Consider the following 20036-nt stretch of genomic DNA (forward strand, 5'->3'; position numbering starts at 1 on the left):
GAGGGCAAGCAAGCATACGCAAGGAGGATTCCGCATTGTGAAAGCAACGAGAGCCGACATCCATTGGCTGAGCGACCCGGACGTATACCGGGTGAACCGGCTCGACGCGCACTCCGACCACCGGTATTACCGCACGATGGCGGAAGCCGAGCGCGGCGGGCCCATGGCCATGCGCCAATCGCTGAACGGGCGGTGGAAATTCAGCTGCGCGGCCGATCCGGCGAGCCGGGCGGAGCGCTTCTACGAGGCGGATTACGACTGCGGCGCCTGGGACGACATCGACGTGCCGGGCCATATCCAGCTGCAGGGCCGCGGACGGCCGCAATACGTCAACACGATGTACCCGTGGGACGGGCTCGAGGACGTCCGGCCGCCGGCGATTCCGCGGCGCAATCCGGTCGGCAGCTACGTGAAGCAATTCCGGCTGACGGAGGAGCTGCGTTCCGGACCGGTGTATATTTCGTTCCAAGGCGTGGAGTCGGCATTCTACGTCTGGCTCAACGGCCGCTTCGTCGGCTATGCCGAGGACAGCTTCACGCCGTCGGCGTTCGAGCTGACGCCGTACCTGCGGGACGGCGACAACAAGCTCGCCGTCGAGGTGTATCAGCGCAGCACGGGCGGCTGGCTCGAGGACCAGGATTTCTGGCGGTTCTCGGGCATTTTCCGCGAGGTGTACCTGTATACCGTGCCGGAGGCGCACGTCCGGGACCTGCAGGTGCGCGCGGAGCTGGGCGACGATTACGCGCACGGCCGGCTGACGGTCGACCTCGAGCTGCTCGGACGCGCGGACAGCCCCGGCGAAGGCGGGCGCGCCGAGCTGACGCTGAAGGACGCGGACGGGAACGTCGTGGCCGAGGCGGAAAGCCGGTTCGCGAACGGCCGGGCAACGCTCGCGGCGGACGCCGGGCGGGTCGAGACGTGGAGCGCGGAGACGCCGTATTTGTACCGCGTCTGCCTGTCGATCTATGACGCGAGCGGCGAGCTGCGGGAAGCGATCGTGCAGCGGGCCGGCTTCCGCCGGTTCGAGCTGCGCGGCGGCGTCATGCGCCTGAACGGCAAGCGGATCGTCTTCAAGGGCGTGAACCGCCATGAGTTCAATGCCCGCCGCGGCCGGTCGGTCACGGAAGAAGACATGCTGTGGGACGTCAAGACGATCAAGCGCCACAACATGAACGCCGTCCGCACGTCGCATTATCCGAACCAGACGCGCTGGTACGAGCTGTGCGACGAATACGGCCTGTACGTCATCGACGAGATGAACCTGGAGACGCACGGCTCCTGGCAGAAGATGGGCGCCGTCGAGCCGTCCTGGAACATTCCCGGCGACAAGCCGGAATGGCGGGGCGCGGTGCTGGACCGGGCGCGGTCGATGCTGGAGCGGGACAAGAACCATCCGTCGATTCTGATCTGGTCCTGCGGCAACGAATCGTACGCCGGCCAGGTGATCCTGGACGCGTCGAATTACTTCCGCGAACGGGATCCGGGCCGGCTCGTCCACTACGAGGGCGTGTTCCACAACCGCGCCTACGACGCGACGAGCGACATGGAGAGCCGGATGTACGCGAAGCCGGCGGACATCATCGCTTACTTGGAGACCGATCCGGCGAAGCCGTACATCAGCTGCGAATACATGCACGCGATGGGCAATTCGGTCGGCGGGATGCACAAGTACACGGAGCTCGAGGACCGTTATCCGAAGTACCAGGGCGGTTTCATTTGGGATTACATCGACCAAGCCTTGATCGCCCGGGACCGGTACGGCCGCGAATATTTCGCCTACGGCGGCGATTTCGGCGACCGGCCGACGGACTACAGCTTCTGCGGCAACGGAATCGTGTTCGCCGACCGGCGCGAGACGCCGAAGCTGCAGGAGGTCAAGTTCCTGTACCAGAACGTCCGGCTCGCGCCGTCGCGCGAAGGCGTGCGGATCGCGAACAGGAACCTGTTCGCGAACACGGACCGCTGGGCGCTGTCGGTGAAGCTGTACCGCGATGGCATCGAGACGTTCCGGTGGACCGGCGAAGCATCGGTCGCGCCGGGCGAGGAGGCGTTCGTGCCCGTGCGGCTGACGGACGAAGCGGCGGCGGCCCCGGGCGAGTACGCGGTGCACGCGGCGCTCATGCTGAAGGCGGACGAGGCGTGGGCCGAGGCCGGCCACGAGGTCGCCTTCGGCGAAGGCCGCTTCGAGGTCGCGGCGAAGGCGGATGACGCGGCGCTCGCGCCTGCCGCGGGAACGCTCCGCGTCGTCGAAGGCGACGTCAACATCGGCGTGCACGGCGACGGCTTCTCCGTCCTGTTCTCGAAGCAGGCCGGCTCGCTCGTCTCGCTGCGCTACGGCGCGCGGGAGCTGATCGAAGCGCCGCCGATGCCGCTGTTCTGGCGGGCGACGACGGACAACGACAAAGGAACCAGCCTCGGCTTCGACGCCGGTCTCTGGTACGCGGCCAGCCTGGCGCGCCGGTGCACGGGGGTCTCGCTGGAGGCTTCCGCGTCCGGCGGGGAGGCGACGGCGGTATTCGACTACGCCTTCGCGATCAGCGCGGAGCTGCGCGTCCGCGTCGCCTATACCGTCCGCGCGGACGGCCAAGTCCGCGTCCGGATGGATTACTCCGGCGCGGCCGGACTGCCGGACGTGCCGATCGTCGCGCTGTCCTTCAAGACCTCCGCCGATTACGGGCATACGGAATGGTACGCCCTCGGGCCGGAAGAGAATTACGCGGACCGCGCGTTCGGCGCGCGTCTCGGCCTGTTCTCGCGGGACGTGCGGGAGCTGCCGTCGCCGTACCTGGTGCCGCAGGAGTCCGGCAACCGGACCGGCGTTCGCCGGCTGCGCCTCACGGACGGCTGCGGGCAAGGGCTGCAGCTCGCCGCTTCGCCCGCCGCGCCGGTAGAATGCGCCGTCTCGCCGTATACGGCGTTCGAGCTGGAGCACGCGGCGCATCCGTACGAGCTTCCGGACGTCCACTACACCGTCGTCACCGTGGCCGGGCGCCAAATGGGCGTCGGCGGCGACGACAGCTGGGGCGCGCCGGTGCACGCGGAATACCGCATCCCGGCGGACCGGCCGCTCAGCTTCGCGTTCACGCTGTCGCCCGTCGACGGCGCGGTCGCGGCGCGCGGTTGATCGGCTGACGCGCGGGCAATCGCGAAAGGCCGGCACGGCGGCGATCCTTCGGGATCGCCCCGTGCCGGCCTTTTTCGCCGTGCCCGAACAAGAACAAGCCTACACAGGAAAACCCCCGCGCCTAGAGGCGCGGGGGTTGTTCGTATCGGAACCGAAGCTTATTTCGCGGCGTCGTAACGCTTGCCCACTTCCGCCCAGTTCACGACGTTCCAGAACGCGCCGATGTAGTCCGGGCGTTTGTTTTGGTATTTCAGGTAGTACGCGTGCTCCCAAACGTCCAGGCCGAGGAGCGGCGTGTCGCCTTCCATGATCGGGCTGTCTTGGTTCGGCAGGCTGTACACTTTCAGCTTGCCGTTGCTCAGCGCGAGCCATGCCCAGCCGCTGCCGAAGCGCGTGGTGGCCGCTTTCGCGAAGTCGGCTTTGAATTGCTCGAGGCCGCCCAGTTCGCTTTCGATCGCGTCGGCCAGAGCGCCCGTAGGCGCGCCACCCGCGTTCGGGCCGATCGTTTCCCAGAAGAGGGAGTGGTTCGCGTGGCCGCCGCCGTTGTTGCGGACCGCCGTGCGGATCGCTTCCGGCACGCTGCTCAGGTCGGCGATCAGGTCCTCGACGGATTTGCTTTGCAGCTCGGGAGCGGATTCCAGAGCTGCGTTGAGGTTCGTAACGTAAGTGTTATGATGACGGTCGTGGTGAATCATCATCGTCGTTTCGTCGATATGCGGTTCAAGAGCGTTGTTCGCGTAAGGCAAAGCTGGCAGTTGATGGGCCATTTCGAAAACCTCCTAATAGATATGTATTTTCCTCTCTCATTATCTCCGTTCCCGTCCAATAAATCAACATAAATGTTTGTAAAGTCGGTTTGTAGATTCGTCGGCGCCGGAACATCCTCTAGCATGAACATTTCCCCGTTTTTCCATACCGTCCCTCGGATCGGACGAGCTTCGAGGCAAGACGACCTCCGCCGGAATATACATAAGTACCAACGTGCAAAGGGGTGAGGCCGAATGAAGGTATCGGACGCGGGATTGCCCGGCGTGAAAGTCATCGAGCCCGGCGTATTTCAAGACGCCCGCGGCTTCTTCATGGAGAGCTACAACCGCGAAGCCCTGCTGCGGCACGGGATCGCGGCGGCGTTCGTGCAGGATAACCATTCGCTGTCCGCGGTGCCGGGCACGCTGCGCGGCCTGCACTACCAGCTGGAACCGCAGGCCCAGACGAAGCTCGTCCGGGTGACCGCCGGCCGCGTCTTCGACGTCGTCGTGGACATTCGCCGCGGCTCGCCGGCGTTCGGGCGCTGGGCAGGGTTCGAGCTCTCGGCGGACAACAAGAAGCAGCTGCTCGTCCCGCAAGGCTTCGCGCACGGGTTCGTCACGCTCGAGCCGGATACGGAAGTGCTCTACAAGGTCGACGCATATTACTCGCAGCCCCATGACCGCGGCATCGCCTGGGACGATCCGGAGCTCGGCATCGCCTGGCCGCTCGCGCCTTCGGTGCTGTCGGCCAAGGACGCGAAGCATCCTCCGCTCCGCGAAGCGGACATCAATTTTACCTACTCGAGGTGAGGACAGCGTGAAACTGTTGATTACGGGCGGAGCCGGCTTCATCGGCAGCAACTTCGTGCATTACATGCGCAAGGCGCATCCGTCCTATACGCTCCTGAACGTGGACGCGTTGACGTACGCAGGTAATATAACCAATTTGGACGGCATCGAATCGGACGCGCGCTACCGGTTCGTGCGGGCGGACATCCGGGACGCCGCCGCGCTGGAGCCGCTCTTCGCGGAAGGCGTGGACGCCGTCGTCCACTTCGCGGCGGAATCGCACGTCGACCGGAGCATTTTGCGGCCGGACGTGTTCGTGACGGCGAACGTCCTCGGCACGCAGACGCTGCTGGACCTGGCGCGGACGCACCGGGTCGGCAAATTCGTGCAGGTCTCCACCGACGAGGTGTACGGCACGCTGGGCGCGACCGGCCTGTTCTCGGAGACGACGCCGCTCGCCCCGAACAGCCCGTATTCCGCGAGCAAAGCGGCGGCCGATCTGCTCGTGCGGGCGTACCGCGAGACCTACGGCTTGGACGCGAACATCACGCGCTGCTCCAACAACTACGGGCCGTACCAGTTTCCGGAGAAGCTCATCCCGCTCATGATCGCGAAGGCGATGCGGGACGAACCGCTGCCGGTGTACGGCGACGGGCTGAACGTGCGCGACTGGCTCTACGTCGAGGACCACTGCAGCGCGATCGACCTCGTGCTGCACAAGGGCGCGCCGGGCGAGGTGTACAACGTCGGCGGCCGCAACGAGCGGACGAATCTGGAGGTCGTGTCGACGATTCTGGAGGCGCTCGGCAAGCCGGCTTCGTTGATCGCGCACGTGCCGGACCGGCTCGGCCACGACCGCCGGTACGCGATCGACGCGGACAAAATCCGCGGCGACCTTGGCTGGGCGCCGCAGTACCCGTACGAGCGGGGCATCCGCGCCACGATTCAATGGTACGTCGACCATCCGGTCTGGATGGCGGATATCGCCTCGGGCGCGTACCGGCGCAAGAACGAAGGACATTAAGCGAAGGCAAGGAGCGGGATGGACATGACAACGAGAGCGATGCGCATCATCGTCACGGGTGCGAACGGACAGCTGGGCCAAGAGCTGCTGCGGCTGCCGAATGCGGAACGGCAGGGCGTCAGCCTGCTCGGCTTCGGCCGCGGCGGGCTGGACGTGACGAGCCTGCAGAGCTGCCGCGAAATCGTCAAGCGGTACCAGGCGGACGCCGTCATCCACTGCGCGGCGTACACGGCCGTCGACAAGGCGGAGTCGGAGCCGGACGAAGCGTTCCGCATCAACGCGGAGGGGACGCGCAACATCGCGCTCGCCGCGAAGGAGTTCGGCGCCAAGCTGGTCTATGTCAGCACCGATTACGTGTTCGACGGGACGGCTTCGGAGCCGTACAAGGAAGGCGACGCGACGAAGCCCCGCACCGCGTACGGCCGGACGAAGCTCGCCGGGGAACGCGAGGTGCAGGCCGTCGGCGGGCGCGCGTTCATCGTCCGGACTTCGTGGGTCTACGGCAAGTACGGCCGCAATTTCGTCGAGACGATCCGCGGCCTGGCGAAGACGCAGGACGAGATCCGGGTCGTGAACGACCAGTTCGGCTCGCCGACCTATACGCGCGACCTGGCGGAGTTTCTGATCCGGCTCGCGCAGACGGACCGGTACGGCCTCTATCATGCGAGCGGCAGCGGCGTCTGCTCGTGGTACCAATTCGCGCGGGCGATCCTGGAGGATGCCGGCGTCCGGGACGTCAAGCTCGTGCCGTGCGCGACGGCGGACCATCCGCGGCCCGCCCCGCGGCCGGCGTATTCCGCGCTGGAGCACGGCGAGATCAAGCGGCAGGGGTTCGAGGATTTGCGGCATTGGCGCGAGGCGCTGTCCGCATACATGCGCGACTGACGCGGTTGCGCGCCGGCGGCGGCGGGTCGTCCGCTCCCGCGGAGAGGACCGGCTGCATGGCAGCGCGCCTATTGATGTAAACGCTTCAAAAACCCGCCCAAAAGGCTGCGCCGCTTCCGCCCGTCCGCGGGCGGATTTTTCTTTGCTGCGCGGCGCCGCGTCTCGCCTGAATCGCGGTTCCGATTCCGATCGACCGTTGCCGCGAAACCGTTCTACAAAACTTCCGAACCCTCCGAACCCTCCGAACCCTCCGAACCCTCCGAACCCGCGAATACTCCTGTTCCGCGCAAGCCGCCCGCAACGCCGGAAGGGGTTGCTATTTCGTCAATTGAGTAGTAAACTGACAGTGAGCCCGACAAAGAGAGGAGGAACGAAGTGAGCGGCAACACGTTAGGTTCCCTGATTTGGCTCCGCATGGTCCGGTTCTCGAACCGCAGCCATCAGATGACGAACGAATTTTTGAAGCGATTCGAGCTGACGACCGCCCAATTCGACGTGCTGGTGCAGGTTCACGCGTTCCAGCCGCTGAATCAGACGGAGCTTGCCCGGAAGGTGACGGTCACGCAGGGCGGCATATCCCGCATGCTCGACCGCTTGGAGAGGGACGGCTACATCGCGCGCCGCCAGGATTGGAAGATCAAGACGATCCGCCTGACGGACAAAGGAGAGGCGGTCGTCAAGCAGGCGATGCCGGCCCAGATCGCGTTCCAGTCGTCGTTCTTCGACGAGGTGCTGACGCGGGAGGAGCAGCAAGCGCTGTACGGGATGATGACGCGGCTTCAGAAGCACGGCGAGCGCAAAGAGCTGCCGCCGGAAAATTAAACGGCCGATCCGAAGAGACAATTTTTTTTGCCTTATCAATTGACTAATCAAGTCATAAAAACATCATGATCCGCAAAGGAGCGTTCCATTTATGAAAAGCTATCGCATCGATCCAAGCAAAGGCATGGAAATCGGCCTGTATTCGGTCGGGGATTATTTTCGCGATCCGCATACGGGGACGATGATCAGCCCGCAGCGGCGCATGCAGGAGTTCGTGGAGGCCGCGAAGCTGGCCGAGCAGGCCGGACTCGACGTCTTCTCCGTCGGCGAGAGCCATCAGGAGCACTTCGTCACGCAGGCGCACACGGTCGTCTTGAGCGCGGTCGCCCAAGCAACCCGGCGCATCAAAATCGCCAGCTCGACGACGGTGCTGAGCGTGCTGGACCCCGTGCGCGCGTACGAGGACTTCGCGACGATCGACCTCCTCTCCGGCGGGCGCGCCGAGATCATCGCCGGCCGCGGCTCGCGGGTAGGCGCCTACGAGCTGCTCGGCGCCGACGTGCAGGATTACGAGGAGCTGTTCGAAGAGAAAATGGGCCTGCTGCTCAAGCTGAACGACGAGGAAACCGTAACCTGGAGCGGCAAATTCCGCGCGCCGCTGCGGCAGGCGAAGATCCTTCCCCGTCCGCTGAACGGCCGGCTTCCGATCTGGCGCGGCGTGGGCGGCTCGCCGGGCAGCGCGGTCAAGGCCGGCGCGGCCGGCGTCCCGATGACGATCGCGATGCTGGGCGGCCCGTCGGCCAACTTCAAGGGCTCCGTCGACGCGTACCGCCGCGCGGCCGCGCAGAACGGCCACGATCCCGCGGAGCTGCCGGTCGGCATCACGAGCATGCTCTACGTGGCGGAGAATTCGCAGGACGCGGTCAAGGAGTTCCACCCGCACCTGAACCTCGCGTTCCGGGCGCTGCGCGGCGGATCTTATCCGCTAGAAGCGGTGAGCCATGCGGCCGCCGACCCGGGAGAAGCGCTGATGGTCGGCAGCCCCGAGCTCGTGATCGAGAAAATCCTCCGCCAGCACGAGCTGTTCGGCCACCAGCGGCTGCTGGTCCAAACGGACGTCGGCGGCGTGCCGTTCGGGAAGCTCGCCAAGAACATCGAACTGATCGCCGCGCGCATCCTGCCGGCCGTGCGGAAGTACACGCGGGCCGGAGGGAAGGCATGACCAAGCGAATCGCGGTGCTGTCCGGTTCCGTCGCGGGTGCCAATACGCGACGGCGACGAACCGGGTCGTCTTCGGCCTGCTGTCGGCCGGCGGCTTCCGGGACAAAATCGTCGGCATCGCGGTCACCGCCGGGACGCCGAAGCATTTTCTGATGGCCGAGCGGCAGCAGAAGCCGATCTTGGCTTACATGAAGGCGAACGTCGTGCCCGCGAACGTGTTTATCGAGGAGAGGGATTTCGACGGCGGGACGCTCGCGAACGAAGACGTCGGGCGGCGCATCCGCCGCTTGGCGGAGGATACCTTGGCGCTCGCGGACGCCTGGGGGAGCATCCGGCGGACGAGTTGAGGGCGCCGGCACGGAAGCTCGTCCAAGCGAGGGAGCGGACTCGGAAGGACATAGGGGAATGGCCCAAAGGGACAACGCCGGTTGTTCCTTTGGGCCGTTTCGCCGGGACAAGGAAGGCGAAGAAGCGTGCCGCGCTGGCGGCCTATTCCTTTGTTCCCAGCGAAAACGCAGACACCAATATGAAAGCGCTTAATTTTAAGCGCTTTCAACAGGATTCGGGCGGATTTTCAACTTTTTTAAGGATTTTTAAAGGTTTTAGAAGGAATTCGAATGATTTTGTCGTATTATTAAATTTACCTAAAAAAAACGTTTAGAGGCTGCACCCATACTGGACTTGAAGAGGAGCATGAAGTTATGGACGTTCGATCCTTCCAATTAGCCGACTATCAATCCGTTACCGAGCTGCTGGAGACCGTCTTGACGCCGGAATGTTACGAGCAAACCATGGAAGCCTTCGCCCGCCAGCTCTCGTGGGACAGCGAGCTGGTGCTGGTCGCCGCGGTCGGCAACGACGTCGCGGGCATCATGATCGGAACCATCGACAACGGCCGCGGGTTCTACTACCGCATCGCCGTGCATCCGAAGTACCAGCGCCAAGGCATCGGCAAACAGCTGATCGCGTCGCTTCGCCAGCGCTTCGTGCAGCGGGGCGTCTCGAAGATCATGATCACGGCCGACGAACACAACGAACCGATCCTCTCGCTTTACGAATCGCTCGGCTACGTGACGGCGGATTTTTTCCGTTCGTTCCAGAAGCTGAGCATCGTCGCGGGGTAACCCGCAGGTTAGGCCTCTTTATTTATACCGCGTACGACCGGACAAGCATATCTGCCGTCATTGCTTTTGGCGAACAGATATGCTTTTCTTGACTTATACGCTCGTTTTCGCGTCATAATTGGAAATAATAAGAATAACGATCTGCACGCCTGCAAGAAATTCAACCTGCGTAGGAGTATTTGCTTATGACGACCTATCGGCCTTGTGTCATTAAGAGCTTTAAGAACAACGGGCATTTGCACCGGGTATGGCTGGAGAATTGGCTCGTGCCCGCGGAGGCGCTCGCGCCGGCGCACGCGGCGGAATCGATGCTCGTGTTCATCAACCGCCAAACCCCGATCCAGGAAGCGGACGGCAAGCAGTGGATCAGCCGGGTCCCGGCGGTGTCCTTCTTCATTCCGGGCGAGTGGTTCAACGTCGTGGGCCTGCTGGAGGATCAAGGCGTGCGCTATTACTGCAACGTGGCCTCGCCGCTTTTCTTCCAGAACGACGTGCTGACGTACATCGACTACGACCTCGACGTGATCGTGCCCCGCGGCGGCGGCAAGGCGCAGGTCGTGGACCAGGAAGAGTACGAGATGCACAAGATCGCCTATCATTATTCGGAGGAAGTCAACCGAAAAGTAATGGAGGGGCTCAAGGCGCTGCTGGACCGCGCGCAGAACGGCAGGGCGCCGTTCGACGACGAGCTTATCTTATCCTATTACGAGGCATGGCATAACCAGACGGGCGAGGTGTAGCTGACCGATGAGTACGGGGCCAGGCACGGGAACCGAGTTCCCGAAGGAGCCGGAGCAGGCGCTGGGACCGCGCAAGCACAGGAAGGCTCCCGCGAAGGCGCGGAAGCCGGCGTCCGAGCCGGAGCGCGCGTCCGGAGCGAAGCGGCGCGGCGAGGGCGGGCGTTCCGATCTGTCCCCATGGGCGAAGGAGCTGTGGGAATGGGGACGGACGCTCGTCATCGCCGTGGTCGTCGTGCTCGGCTTGCATTATTTCGTCTTCAGTCTTTCGACGGTGGAAGGCCGGTCGATGCAGCCGACGCTGTACGAGAAGGAATGGCTGTTCGTCAACAAGCTGAGCTACCGGACCGGCTCGCCGGGGCTCGGCGACGTCGTGATTGTGAAGGATCCGGCCCCGGAGTCGGAGCGGGAGGACTATCTCGTCAAGCGGATCGTCGGCATGCCGGGAGACCGGATCGAGATTCGCCAGGGCGAGCTGTACCGCAACGGGGAGCTCGTCGTGGAGCCGTACACGGACGTGCTGATCGAGGACGAAGACTTCGGTCCGGTGGACGTGCCGGCCGATCATTATTTCATCATGGGCGATAACCGCCACGCCAGCGCGAGCCGCGACAGCCGCTCGTTCCAGGCCGTGCCGCGGAGCGCCATTCTCGGCCGCGCGGACTTGATCCTGTGGCCGATCACGCAGTGGGCCGCCCTGTAGGGGAGCGGGAAAGGAGGTGCCGGGCTTGGAACGCGGCAGCATCGATTGGACGCAGCTGAAGGAAGACATGAAGGCCGCCGCGCGGCAGCTCGGCATCGACAAAATCGGCGTCGCCTCGGCGGAGCCGTTCACGGAATTGCGGGAACGGCTCGAACGGCACCGCGCGCTCGGCTACGAATCCGGGTTCGAGGAGCCCGATCTGGACAAGCGGACGGAGCCGTCGCTGCTGTTCGACGATCCGCGGTCGATCGTCGCGATCGCGATCGCGTATCCGTCCAAGCTGAAGAATCCGCCCAAATCCGAGCCCGGCGCGAGGCGCGGCCTGCTGTCCCGCTCCGCCTGGGGCGAGGATTACCATACGGTGCTGCGCGAGCGGCTGCGGCGGCTGGAGACGTGGCTGCAGGAGCGCGTCCCGGAAGGGCGCTTCCTGAGCATGGTCGATACGGGCGCGCTCTCGGACCGCGCGGTCGCGGAGCGCGCCGGCATCGGCTGGAGCGGCAGCAACTGCGCGATCATCACGCCGGAGTGGGGCTCCTGGGTCTACCTCGGGGAAATGATCACGAACCTGCCGCTGCCGCCGGACGCGCCGGTGACCGAGAGCTGCGGCAGCTGCACGGCCTGCATCGACGCCTGCCCGACGGACGCGATCGTCGCGCCCGGGCAGTTGAACGCGCAGCGCTGCATTTCGTTCGTGACGCAGACGAAGGGGCTCGTCTCCGACGAGCTGATGCGCAAGATCGGCAACCGGCTGTACGGCTGCGATACGTGCCAGATCGTCTGCCCGGAGAACAAGGGCAAGCATGCCGATCATCATCCGGAGCTGGAGCCGGATCACGAGAAGGTGAAGCCGCTGCTCGTGCCGCTCTTGACGATGGGCAACCGCGAGTTCAAGGAACGGTACGGTTCCAATGCGTCCGCCTGGCGGGGCCGCAAGCCGATCCAGCGCAACGCGGTCATCGCGCTCGGCAACTTCAAGGACGCGGCGTCGGTGCCCGCGCTCGCGGGCGTGCTGCGGGACGATCCGCGCTTCGAGCTGCGCGCGACGGCCGCCTGGTCGCTCGGCCGGATCGGCGGCGGGGCGGCCGCCGAAGCGCTCGCGCAGGCGCTCGGAGACGAGCGGGACGAGGCCGTGCGGGACGCGATCGGACAGGCGCTGCACGGCTTGCGCGAGACCGGCGGGGCAACCGCCGCGAACGCGCTTTCCGGCGTGCCGGAACGGGAACAATCATAGCGGAGGGACCATGCATTCTTTGTTTGCGAACGCATGGTCCCTCGTGCTATTATAAAGGGCAATATGACTATAAAACGAGACAAGGCAAGGTGACGAATATGTGGACGGTCATCATTCCGATCATTACGCTCATCGTCGGCGCCGTGGGCGGCTTCTTCGTCGGCGTCTTCTATCTCCGCAAGCAGCTGGAGAAGATGCAGAACGATCCGGACATGCTCAAGAAAATGGCGAAGCAAATGGGCTATAACATGAACAACCAGCAGTTGCAGAAGGCCCAGCAGATGATGAAAAACCAAAACCAGCGTCCGGGCGGGAAACGGAGATAATCGTCCCCGGCTTACCGGCACAGGGAAAGGAGACGATACGCTATGGCGGGGATCAAGGACTACGTCAATACTGTCGTTTCGGATAATCGGGAGCAAATCGAGCATCATATCAAGCAAATCCTCAGCCTGATCGGCGAGGACGTCGACCGCGAGGGGCTGCAGGACACGCCGGCGCGCGTGACGCGCATGTACGAAGAAATCTTCGCGGGCTATTCGGTCGATCCGCGCGACGTGCTCGGCGTCACCTTCGACGAGCGGCACGAAGAGCTGGTCATCGTGCGGGACATCGTCTATTACAGCCAATGCGAGCATCATATGGCGCCGTTCTTCGGGAAGGCGCACATCGGGTACATCCCGAGCGGCAAAATCGCCGGCCTCAGCAAGCTGGCGCGGCTGGTCGAGGCGGTCACGCGCCGTCTGCAGGTGCAGGAACGGATTACCACGCAGATCGCGGACATTATGGAAGAAGTGCTGCAGCCGCACGGCGTCATGGTCGTGGTGGAAGGCGAGCATCTGTGCATGTGCGCCCGCGGCGTGAAGAAGCCGGGCAGCAAGACGGTGACGTCGGCCGTGCGCGGGGAGTTCCGCACGAGCGCGCCGCTCCGCTCGGAATTCCTGTCGCTGCTGAAGCAGTAATCGCATCATACGACAAAGGCCCTCTTCGCGGGCCGCCTGACGGCGGTAGCGCGAAGAGGGCCTTTTTGCGATGCGGCGGCACGCGCCGATTAAGCGACTTTGCCGGCGTCGGCTTCCTTGGCGGTCTTGTAGGACGCGTCGACCTGGCTCAGGAACAGCGCGGCGCGCTGGATGTATTCCTTCGGCCGCGTCTTGAAGAGCAGCTCGTGCTTGCCGCCCTGCACGACCCAGCTGCGCGACAGCGCGTTCTGCTGGTCGGCCGCGATCCGCTTCGCGGTCGAGACGGAAGCGATGGCGTCGTCCGTGCCGTGCATGATGAAGACCGGCATCGGATAAGGGGTTTGAAGCACCTGCCGCACCGGAAGACTGTCGAGATGGACGCCGGTGAAGAACGGCAGCATCCACTTGATGAGCGGCACCGACGGGTAGCGCGGCAAGTCCTTCAAATACTGCTGCACGTTGCTGTAGAGCGAATCGCCCGTCGGCAGGAACAGGCTGTCGAGCAGCATCGCGTCGATCCGGTCGGAGGCATCCGTCTGCAGCGCCGCCTGCAGCGCGGTGCCGGCGCCCATGGAGAAGCCCCAGACGACGACTTCGCCGGCGCCTTGCGAGCGCGCGTACTGGACCGCGGCCAGCAGCTGCTGGGATTCCTCGCGGCCGCCCGTCGCCGGCGTCCGTACGCCGGAAGAGGCATAGCCGTAGTCGAACATGAAGACGTTGTAGTGCAGGCCGTGCAGCAGCTCGGCGAGGTCGTACATCGGCACCCACGTTTCCTCGCGGTTGGCGCCGTAGCCATGGCTGAAGACGACGGTGCGGTCGGAAGCGGGAACCGCGGCGGCCTTGGCCGGGGCCGGACCGCCTTCCGCGCCGGCGGCGGCCAGCGTCGCCGAAGCGCCGCCGCCGGAGACCGCCGCGGGAATGTACCAGCCGTGGACGGTCGTGCGCCCGCTCTTGCTCGGGAAGGCGACGTCGTCGTACGCGAGCCCTTTGGCGGCGAGCGGATTCGACGTCAGCGCGGGCACGTACGGATGCGCGATGACCCACGCGACGTAGCCGTGGAAGGCGAGCGCCAGCAGCAGCAGCATCGCGGCGAAGGCGGACAGCACCGCCAGCGCGGCATGCCTGCGCCGCGCGCCGGGACCCGCTTGTTCGGCCGGCGCGGGCGCGAGGGGGGGCAGAAGGCCGGGCGGGAAAGGGCCGACCGGGTGCAGCGGTGTAATGGTCGTGCTCATGATGGGAACCCCCTTATGCATCTGGATGACGGGAGAGGAAGAGGCAAACGAACGGCGGCCGGATGACCGTGCCGAACGTGAATGGTTTCGACAAAAGCAGGTAAACATTTAAATGAGCGGAAGATTCGGAAAATTATTCTGAAAGCGTTTTCTATTAGTTCCGTATTCCTATGTTATGACCGAAAGGACCAGCCTGTCAATGCGTGTCGACAACTTGTTATCCGCCTGTAATCCTGCTGTAAAATAAGACGGATTCGACGGCGATGCTTTACCGTTCTGCGTCATTCGGGTTATACTAGGTGTAAATAAGTTTCATTAAGTGAAACCATAACGCGATAGTAAGAAACCGGCGATTGGGGGAGAAGGCCTATGGCGGAGGATGGAAAATCGACGGTGCGCGCCGTCGAGCGCGCGCTGGATTTGCTGCTGTGCTTTACCGAACGGCGGGAATGGGCGATGACGGAGCTGGCCGAGCAGGTCGGGCTGCACAAGAGCACCGTCCACCGCATGCTGGCGACGCTGGAGCAGCGCGGCTTCGTGGCGCGGGACGCGGCCTCGGACCGCTACCGGCTCGGGCTGCGCATCTGGGAGCTCTCGGCGAACATGTCGGGCGCCGACGATCCCGCCGTCATCGGGCTGCCGGAGATGGAGCGGCTGCGCGATCTGCTCGGCGAGACGGTCAGCCTCTACCTGCGCGACGGCAACGAACGGATCCGGATCCAAGCGGTGCAGAGCATCCAGGCGATCCGCCGGGTGGCGCCGATCGGCGCGCGGCTGCCGCTCTACGTCGGGGCTTCGAGCAAGGTGCTGATCGCGTTCGAGGAACCGGAGCGGCGCGAGGAGCTGCTTCAGGACGCGTCCTGGCCGGCCCAGTTCGACCGCGCGCAGTACCGCGAGCAGCTCGAGGAGTGGCGCGCGCTCGGCTACGCGATGAGCGTGGAGGAGCGCGAGCAGGGCGCGGCCGCCGTGGCGGCGCCGATCTTCTCCCGCACGGGGAAGCTGGTCGCCGCGCTCTCCGTGTCCGGCCCGTCCAACCGGCTGACGCCGGAGAAGATGCGGGAGCAGGCGCCGGCGGTCAAAGAAGCGGCGAAGCGGCTCGGTTCCATGCTGAAATAAGCGGCCGGCCCGCGTCTCGCGTCCCCGTCCGACCCTATGCACGCGAACCTATAACGTCCTCGAGAGAAGCGCCCGTCGGCATCCGCCGCGGGCGCTTCTCTCTGCTCGGCGCGCGCGGAAATTCGCGTCCGCCGCGCCTTGGGGGACAACCGCACAAGCGGCGCCGCGCGTTCCGCCATAAGCTAAAACCAGGATGACGCGAACCGGCCCCGGCGCGCTAGCGACGGCGGCGCGCCCCGGCAAGGGTCCGGAACGCCGCGGCATCCTCCAAGTCAATCGCAACGCGCAGGGAATCCGAGCCGTCCATGAACAGGTTTATTCCGTCGAAGTCCCGCCCCCGCCGGCCGCCGTTACGCCGCGGCGCCGGCGGGAGGGGACTTCCGTACCATACAGGCAGCAGGCATGCTTTCGCCGGGCGCGACCGCCGGCCGCATACGCGTGAAGGACGGGGATCGAAGAATGAGTGATCGCAGTTGAAAATTCTATTCACCTTCTTCACGCCGAGCGGCGGCATGGAGACGCTCAACCGGGTCCGGTGCAAGGCGCTGCGGAAGATCGGCGCCGAATGCCACCTGCTCTACACGCACGACGGCGAAGGGCTGAAGAACATCTGGGACATCCCGACCTTCGTCCTGCGTACGGACGCGGAGTTCCGGTGGCTGATCGAGAGCCAGCGCTACGACGCGGTCATCGTCTGCACCGACGACAAGATGCTGCGCACGATGCGCAGGATCGGCTACGCCGGTCCGCTCGTCTTCGAGCTGCAGGGTCTCGGGCAGCCCGAAACCGCCCATGCCTTCATGGCCGGGGCGGCGGCGGGAATCCGCCAAACGGCCGACGCGCTGCTCATTCCGCGCACCTCGCATCTGGAGACGCTGCTGGCGACGTATTTGCAAGGCATGCCTTATTTCACGTTCGACAACCCGCTCGAAACGGAGGAATTCGCCTACGTTCCGTATCCGCCCAAGCCGTTTCCCATCATCGGCTGGGTCGGGCGGCTTGAACCGAACAAAAACTGGCGCGAATTTTTGCTGATCGGCTCGAGGATCCTCGCGCACCATCCCGACGCGTGCTTGTGGATGTTCGGCGACGCGACCTTGAGCGTGCCGGGCGAGAAGGAGGAGTTCGACCAGTGGGTCGGCGGGCTGCGGCTGCAGGATAAAGTGATGGCCCTCTCCAATATCCCCCACGCGCAAGTCGCGGATTATTTGTCCGTCATCGGAGATTCCGGAGGCTTCCTCTGCTCCACGTCCGTTCTCGAAGGATTCGGCTACGCGGTCGCGGAAGCGATGCTGTGCCGCTGTCCCGTCCTGACGACGCACTCCGACGGCGTCAACCGGTTCGTGATCCATAACCGGACCGGTAAGCTCTATCCGCTCGGCAATATCGACGCGGCCTTCGCCGAAGCGAAGTCGCTCATGACCGACGCGGCCCTGCGCAGCGCGATCCGCAATCAGGCGGAGATGCACATCCGGCATCATTTTTCCGCCGAGCGCTATACGACGTATTTCATGAGCATGCTGAACGACGTGATCGTTCGCAAGCCCTGAGGCGGGGATGCTCTGAACATAGAAAAAACCGGGTCCGCTCTTGCGAGCGGGCCCGGTTTTCGCATGCGTCGGCAAGCTTACTTATTGCCGGCGATCATTTGACGGAGCACGGTTTGGAGAATGCCGCTGTTCCGGTAGTAGTCGACGTCGACCATGGAGTCCAGGCGGACGATGGCCGGGAATTCGAACGTCGTGCCGTCTTCGCGCGTCGCGGAGACCGTCACCGTTTGGCCCGGCTGCACCTCGTTGCTCAGCCCGACGATGTCGAACGTTTCGCGGCCGGTGATATTCAGCGTCTTCCAGCCGTGGCCTTCTTGGAATTGAAGCGGCAGGACGCCCATGCCGACCAGGTTGGAACGGTGGATCCGTTCGAAGCTCTCGGCGATGACGGCTTTCACGCCGAGCAGGAACGTGCCCTTGGCCGCCCAGTCGCGGGAGCTGCCCGTGCCGTACTCTTTGCCGGCGATGACGACGAGGTTCTTGCCATTCTTCTGATACAGCATCGACGCGTCGTAGATGGACATGACTTCGTCCGTCGGCAGGTACGTCGTCACGCCGCCTTCCGTGCCCGGCGCGACCTGGTTGCGGATGCGGATGTTCGCGAACGTGCCGCGCATCATGACTTCGTGGTTGCCGCGGCGGGAGCCGTAGGAGTTGAAGTCCGCTTTGTCGACGCCGTGCTCGATCAGGTACTTGCCCGCAGGGCTGTCGGCCTTGATGTTGCCGGCCGGCGAGATGTGGTCCGTCGTGACGGAGTCGCCGAGCAGCGCCAGCACGTTCGAGCCTTTGATGTCGGCGATGTCGCCCACGTCCGCGCCAAGGTTCTCGAAGAACGGCGGGTTTTGGATGTACGTCGACTTCGCGTCCCACTCGTAGCTTTCGCCCGTCGGCACGTCGATGGCGTTCCAGCGCTCGTTTTGCGTAAAGACGTTTTCGTATTTCGAGCGGAACATTTCAGGCGTGATCGCGGAAGCGAGCGCATCGGAAATTTCTTTGGACGTCGGCCAGATGTCCTTCAGGTACACCGGCTGGTTGCTGCCGTCGTAGCCGATCGGATCGTTCGACAGGTCGATGTTGACCGTGCCCGCGAGCGCGTAAGCGACGACGAGCGGCGGCGAAGCCAGGTAGTTGGCTTTGACCTGCGCGTGGACGCGGCCTTCGAAGTTCCGGTTGCCCGAGAGCACGGCCGCGACGGTCATGTCGTTGTCCGCGATCGCCTTGCTCACTTCGTCCGGCAGCGGGCCGGAGTTGCCGATGCACGTCGCGCAGCCGTAGCCCGCCACGTAGAAGCCGAGCTGCTCCAGCGGCTCGAGCAGGCCGGACTTGGTCAGGTAGTCCGTGACGACCAGGGAGCCCGGCGTCAGGGAACTCTTCACGTAAGCCGGCTTCTTCAGCCCGCGCTCGACGGCTTTCTTCGCCACGAGGCCCGCGCCCAGCATGACGCTCGGGTTGGACGTGTTCGTGCAGCTCGTGATCGCCGCGATGACGACCGCGCCCGTGCCCATCTTGCTCGCTTGGCCGTTCGGGTGCTTCACTTCGACCGTCTCTTCGATCTTGCTGTCGGTCAGGCCGTAGCCGCCCTTCTCGATCGGCGTGCGGATGATGCCGTTGAACGATTCCTTCATCGCCGTCAGCTCGACGCGGTCCTGCGGACGCTTCGGACCGGCGAGGGAAGGCACGACCGTCGACAGGTCAAGCTCGACGACATCGGAGAACGTCGGCTCGGGCGTGTCGTCCGTGCGGAACATGCCCTGCGCCGTATAGTACGCTTCGACGAGCGCGATCTGCTCTTCCGTGCGGCCGGTGGCGCGCATGAAGCGGAGCGCTTCGTTGTCGACCGGGAAGTAGCCGATCGTCGCGCCGTATTCCGGCGCCATGTTGGCGACCGTCGCGCGGTCTTCGAGGCCGATGTTGGACAGGCCCGGGCCGAAGAACTCGACGAATTTGCCGACGACGCCCTTCTTGCGGAGGATTTGCGTAACCGTGAGCGCCAGGTCGGTCGCCGTCGCGCCTTCGGACAGCTTGCCCGTCAGGCGGAAGCCGATAACCTCCGGCGTGACGAAGTAGAGCGGCTGGCCGAGCATGCCGGCTTCCGCCTCGATGCCGCCGACGCCCCAGCCGACGACGCCGAGACCGTTGATCATCGTCGTGTGGGAGTCCGTGCCGACGAGGGAGTCCGGGTAGACGACCGTTTCGCCTTCGACCGTTTTGGTCGCGGCGACGGAAGCCAGGTACTCGAGGTTGACTTGGTGAACGATGCCCGTGCCCGGAGGAACGGCGCGGAAGTTATCGAACGCCGTTTGCGCCCAGCGGAGGAACCGGTAACGTTCTTCGTTGCGCTTGAATTCGATGTCCATGTTGTATTCGAGCGCGTCCGGCGTGCCGAACGCGTCGACCATGACGGAGTGGTCGATGACGAGGTCGACCGGTACCAGCGGGTTGATTTTCTTCGGGTCGCCGCCGGATTTCTTCACGGTGTCGCGCATGGCCGCCAGATCGACGACGACCGGCACGCCGGTGAAGTCCTGCAGGACGATGCGCGCGGGGATGAACGGAATTTCTTTGTCTTCGCGTCCGTCCGCCCACGTGGCGAGCTGCTTGACGTGTTCTTTGGTGATGCCGCGTCCGTCGAATTGGCGAACGGCCGCTTCGAGCAGCACTTTAATGGAAAAAGGGAGTTTGGAAATCTTGCCCAGGCCTTGCTCTTCCAGTCCGTTCAGCCGGTAGTAAGCGAACTGCTTGCCGCCGACCGAAAGCGTTTCGCGGACGGAATACTCGTTTTGCTTGGTCATTGCGCTTCGCGCCTCCTTGACGTTGGGGTGTTTCT

At 64.4% G+C, this 20036-nt stretch carries 18 protein-coding genes; 15 read left to right on the forward strand and 3 right to left on the reverse strand.

The window, feature by feature from the left end:
- Positions 1-37 precede the first annotated feature (37 nt).
- Positions 38-3124 carry a beta-galactosidase, LacZ type gene (lacZ, locus tag I8J29_RS20900; RefSeq protein WP_338113253.1) on the forward strand — a complete coding sequence of 1029 codons (3087 nt, stop codon included), beginning with the start codon at positions 38-40 and terminating at the stop codon, positions 3122-3124.
- A gap of 158 nt (positions 3125-3282) precedes the next feature.
- On the opposite strand, the gene I8J29_RS20905 is transcribed toward lacZ, so the two are convergent.
- On the reverse strand, positions 3283-3891 hold the full coding sequence (locus I8J29_RS20905; RefSeq protein ID WP_208849433.1) for a superoxide dismutase: 609 nt from the start codon (positions 3889-3891) through the stop codon (positions 3283-3285).
- Between the two features lie 234 nt (positions 3892-4125).
- Here I8J29_RS20905 and rfbC point away from each other — a divergent pair, with 234 nt between their 5' ends.
- The 12 genes from rfbC to folE all read left to right on the forward strand — a co-directional run bounded on the left by rfbC (position 4126) and on the right by folE (position 13311).
- Positions 4126-4683, forward strand: coding sequence for a dTDP-4-dehydrorhamnose 3,5-epimerase (gene rfbC / locus I8J29_RS20910; protein WP_208849434.1), 558 nt, complete (start codon positions 4126-4128; stop codon positions 4681-4683).
- 7 nt (positions 4684-4690) lie between these two features.
- The gene (gene rfbB / locus I8J29_RS20915) at positions 4691-5686 is read left to right on the forward strand and encodes a dTDP-glucose 4,6-dehydratase (RefSeq protein WP_208849435.1); all 996 of its coding nucleotides are present in this window, start codon (positions 4691-4693) and stop codon (positions 5684-5686) included.
- A 24-nt stretch (positions 5687-5710) separates the two neighbouring features.
- A complete protein-coding gene (gene rfbD, locus I8J29_RS20920) occupies positions 5711-6571 on the forward strand; it encodes a dTDP-4-dehydrorhamnose reductase (protein WP_240546365.1) in 861 nt (286 codons plus the stop codon).
- A gap of 375 nt (positions 6572-6946) precedes the next feature.
- A complete protein-coding gene (locus I8J29_RS20925) occupies positions 6947-7393 on the forward strand; it encodes a MarR family winged helix-turn-helix transcriptional regulator (protein WP_208849436.1) in 447 nt (148 codons plus the stop codon).
- A 91-nt stretch (positions 7394-7484) separates the two neighbouring features.
- Positions 7485-8555 (forward strand): LLM class flavin-dependent oxidoreductase, encoded by a 1071-nt coding sequence (locus tag I8J29_RS20930; protein ID WP_208849437.1) that lies wholly within the window; start codon positions 7485-7487, stop codon positions 8553-8555.
- Between the two features lie 151 nt (positions 8556-8706).
- Entirely contained in the window at positions 8707-8901 is a 195-nt protein-coding gene (locus I8J29_RS20935; RefSeq protein WP_208849438.1) for a hypothetical protein, read from the forward strand.
- A gap of 354 nt (positions 8902-9255) precedes the next feature.
- Positions 9256-9678, forward strand: a complete 423-nt coding sequence (locus I8J29_RS20940; RefSeq protein WP_090639042.1) for a GNAT family N-acetyltransferase — start codon at positions 9256-9258, stop codon at positions 9676-9678.
- 185 nt (positions 9679-9863) lie between these two features.
- Positions 9864-10418 (forward strand): DUF402 domain-containing protein, encoded by a 555-nt coding sequence (locus tag I8J29_RS20945; RefSeq protein WP_208849439.1) that lies wholly within the window; start codon positions 9864-9866, stop codon positions 10416-10418.
- Positions 10419-10425: 7 nt separating this feature from the next.
- Complete coding sequence (lepB, locus tag I8J29_RS20950; RefSeq protein ID WP_208849440.1) at positions 10426-11118, forward strand: signal peptidase I; 693 nt, start codon at positions 10426-10428, stop codon at positions 11116-11118.
- Between the two features lie 67 nt (positions 11119-11185).
- A complete protein-coding gene (gene queG / locus I8J29_RS20955) occupies positions 11186-12349 on the forward strand; it encodes a tRNA epoxyqueuosine(34) reductase QueG (protein ID WP_208849460.1) in 1164 nt (387 codons plus the stop codon).
- A 98-nt stretch (positions 12350-12447) separates the two neighbouring features.
- Positions 12448-12675 (forward strand): YneF family protein, encoded by a 228-nt coding sequence (locus I8J29_RS20960; RefSeq protein WP_090640112.1) that lies wholly within the window; start codon positions 12448-12450, stop codon positions 12673-12675.
- Positions 12676-12717: 42 nt separating this feature from the next.
- Positions 12718-13311: a GTP cyclohydrolase I FolE gene (gene folE, locus I8J29_RS20965; protein ID WP_208849441.1), complete on the forward strand. Its 594-nt coding sequence runs from the start codon at positions 12718-12720 to the stop codon at positions 13309-13311.
- A gap of 89 nt (positions 13312-13400) precedes the next feature.
- Here the strand turns inward: folE and I8J29_RS20970 are convergent, their stop codons facing one another.
- A complete protein-coding gene (locus I8J29_RS20970) occupies positions 13401-14543 on the reverse strand; it encodes an alpha/beta hydrolase (RefSeq protein WP_208849442.1) in 1143 nt (380 codons plus the stop codon).
- A 369-nt stretch (positions 14544-14912) separates the two neighbouring features.
- Here I8J29_RS20970 and I8J29_RS20975 point away from each other — a divergent pair, with 369 nt between their 5' ends.
- Positions 14913-15659, forward strand: a complete 747-nt coding sequence (locus tag I8J29_RS20975; protein ID WP_208849443.1) for an IclR family transcriptional regulator — start codon at positions 14913-14915, stop codon at positions 15657-15659.
- A 473-nt stretch (positions 15660-16132) separates the two neighbouring features.
- On the forward strand, positions 16133-17209 hold the full coding sequence (locus tag I8J29_RS20980; protein ID WP_208849444.1) for a glycosyltransferase family 4 protein: 1077 nt from the start codon (positions 16133-16135) through the stop codon (positions 17207-17209).
- Between the two features lie 77 nt (positions 17210-17286).
- On the opposite strand, the gene acnA is transcribed toward I8J29_RS20980, so the two are convergent.
- Complete coding sequence (acnA, locus tag I8J29_RS20985; protein ID WP_208849445.1) at positions 17287-20001, reverse strand: aconitate hydratase AcnA; 2715 nt, start codon at positions 19999-20001, stop codon at positions 17287-17289.
- Between the last annotated feature and the right edge of the window lie 35 nt (positions 20002-20036).

The sequence above is a fragment of the Paenibacillus artemisiicola genome (genome assembly GCF_017652985.1).
Lineage (GTDB): Bacteria > Bacillota > Bacilli > Paenibacillales > Paenibacillaceae > Paenibacillus_Z > Paenibacillus_Z artemisiicola.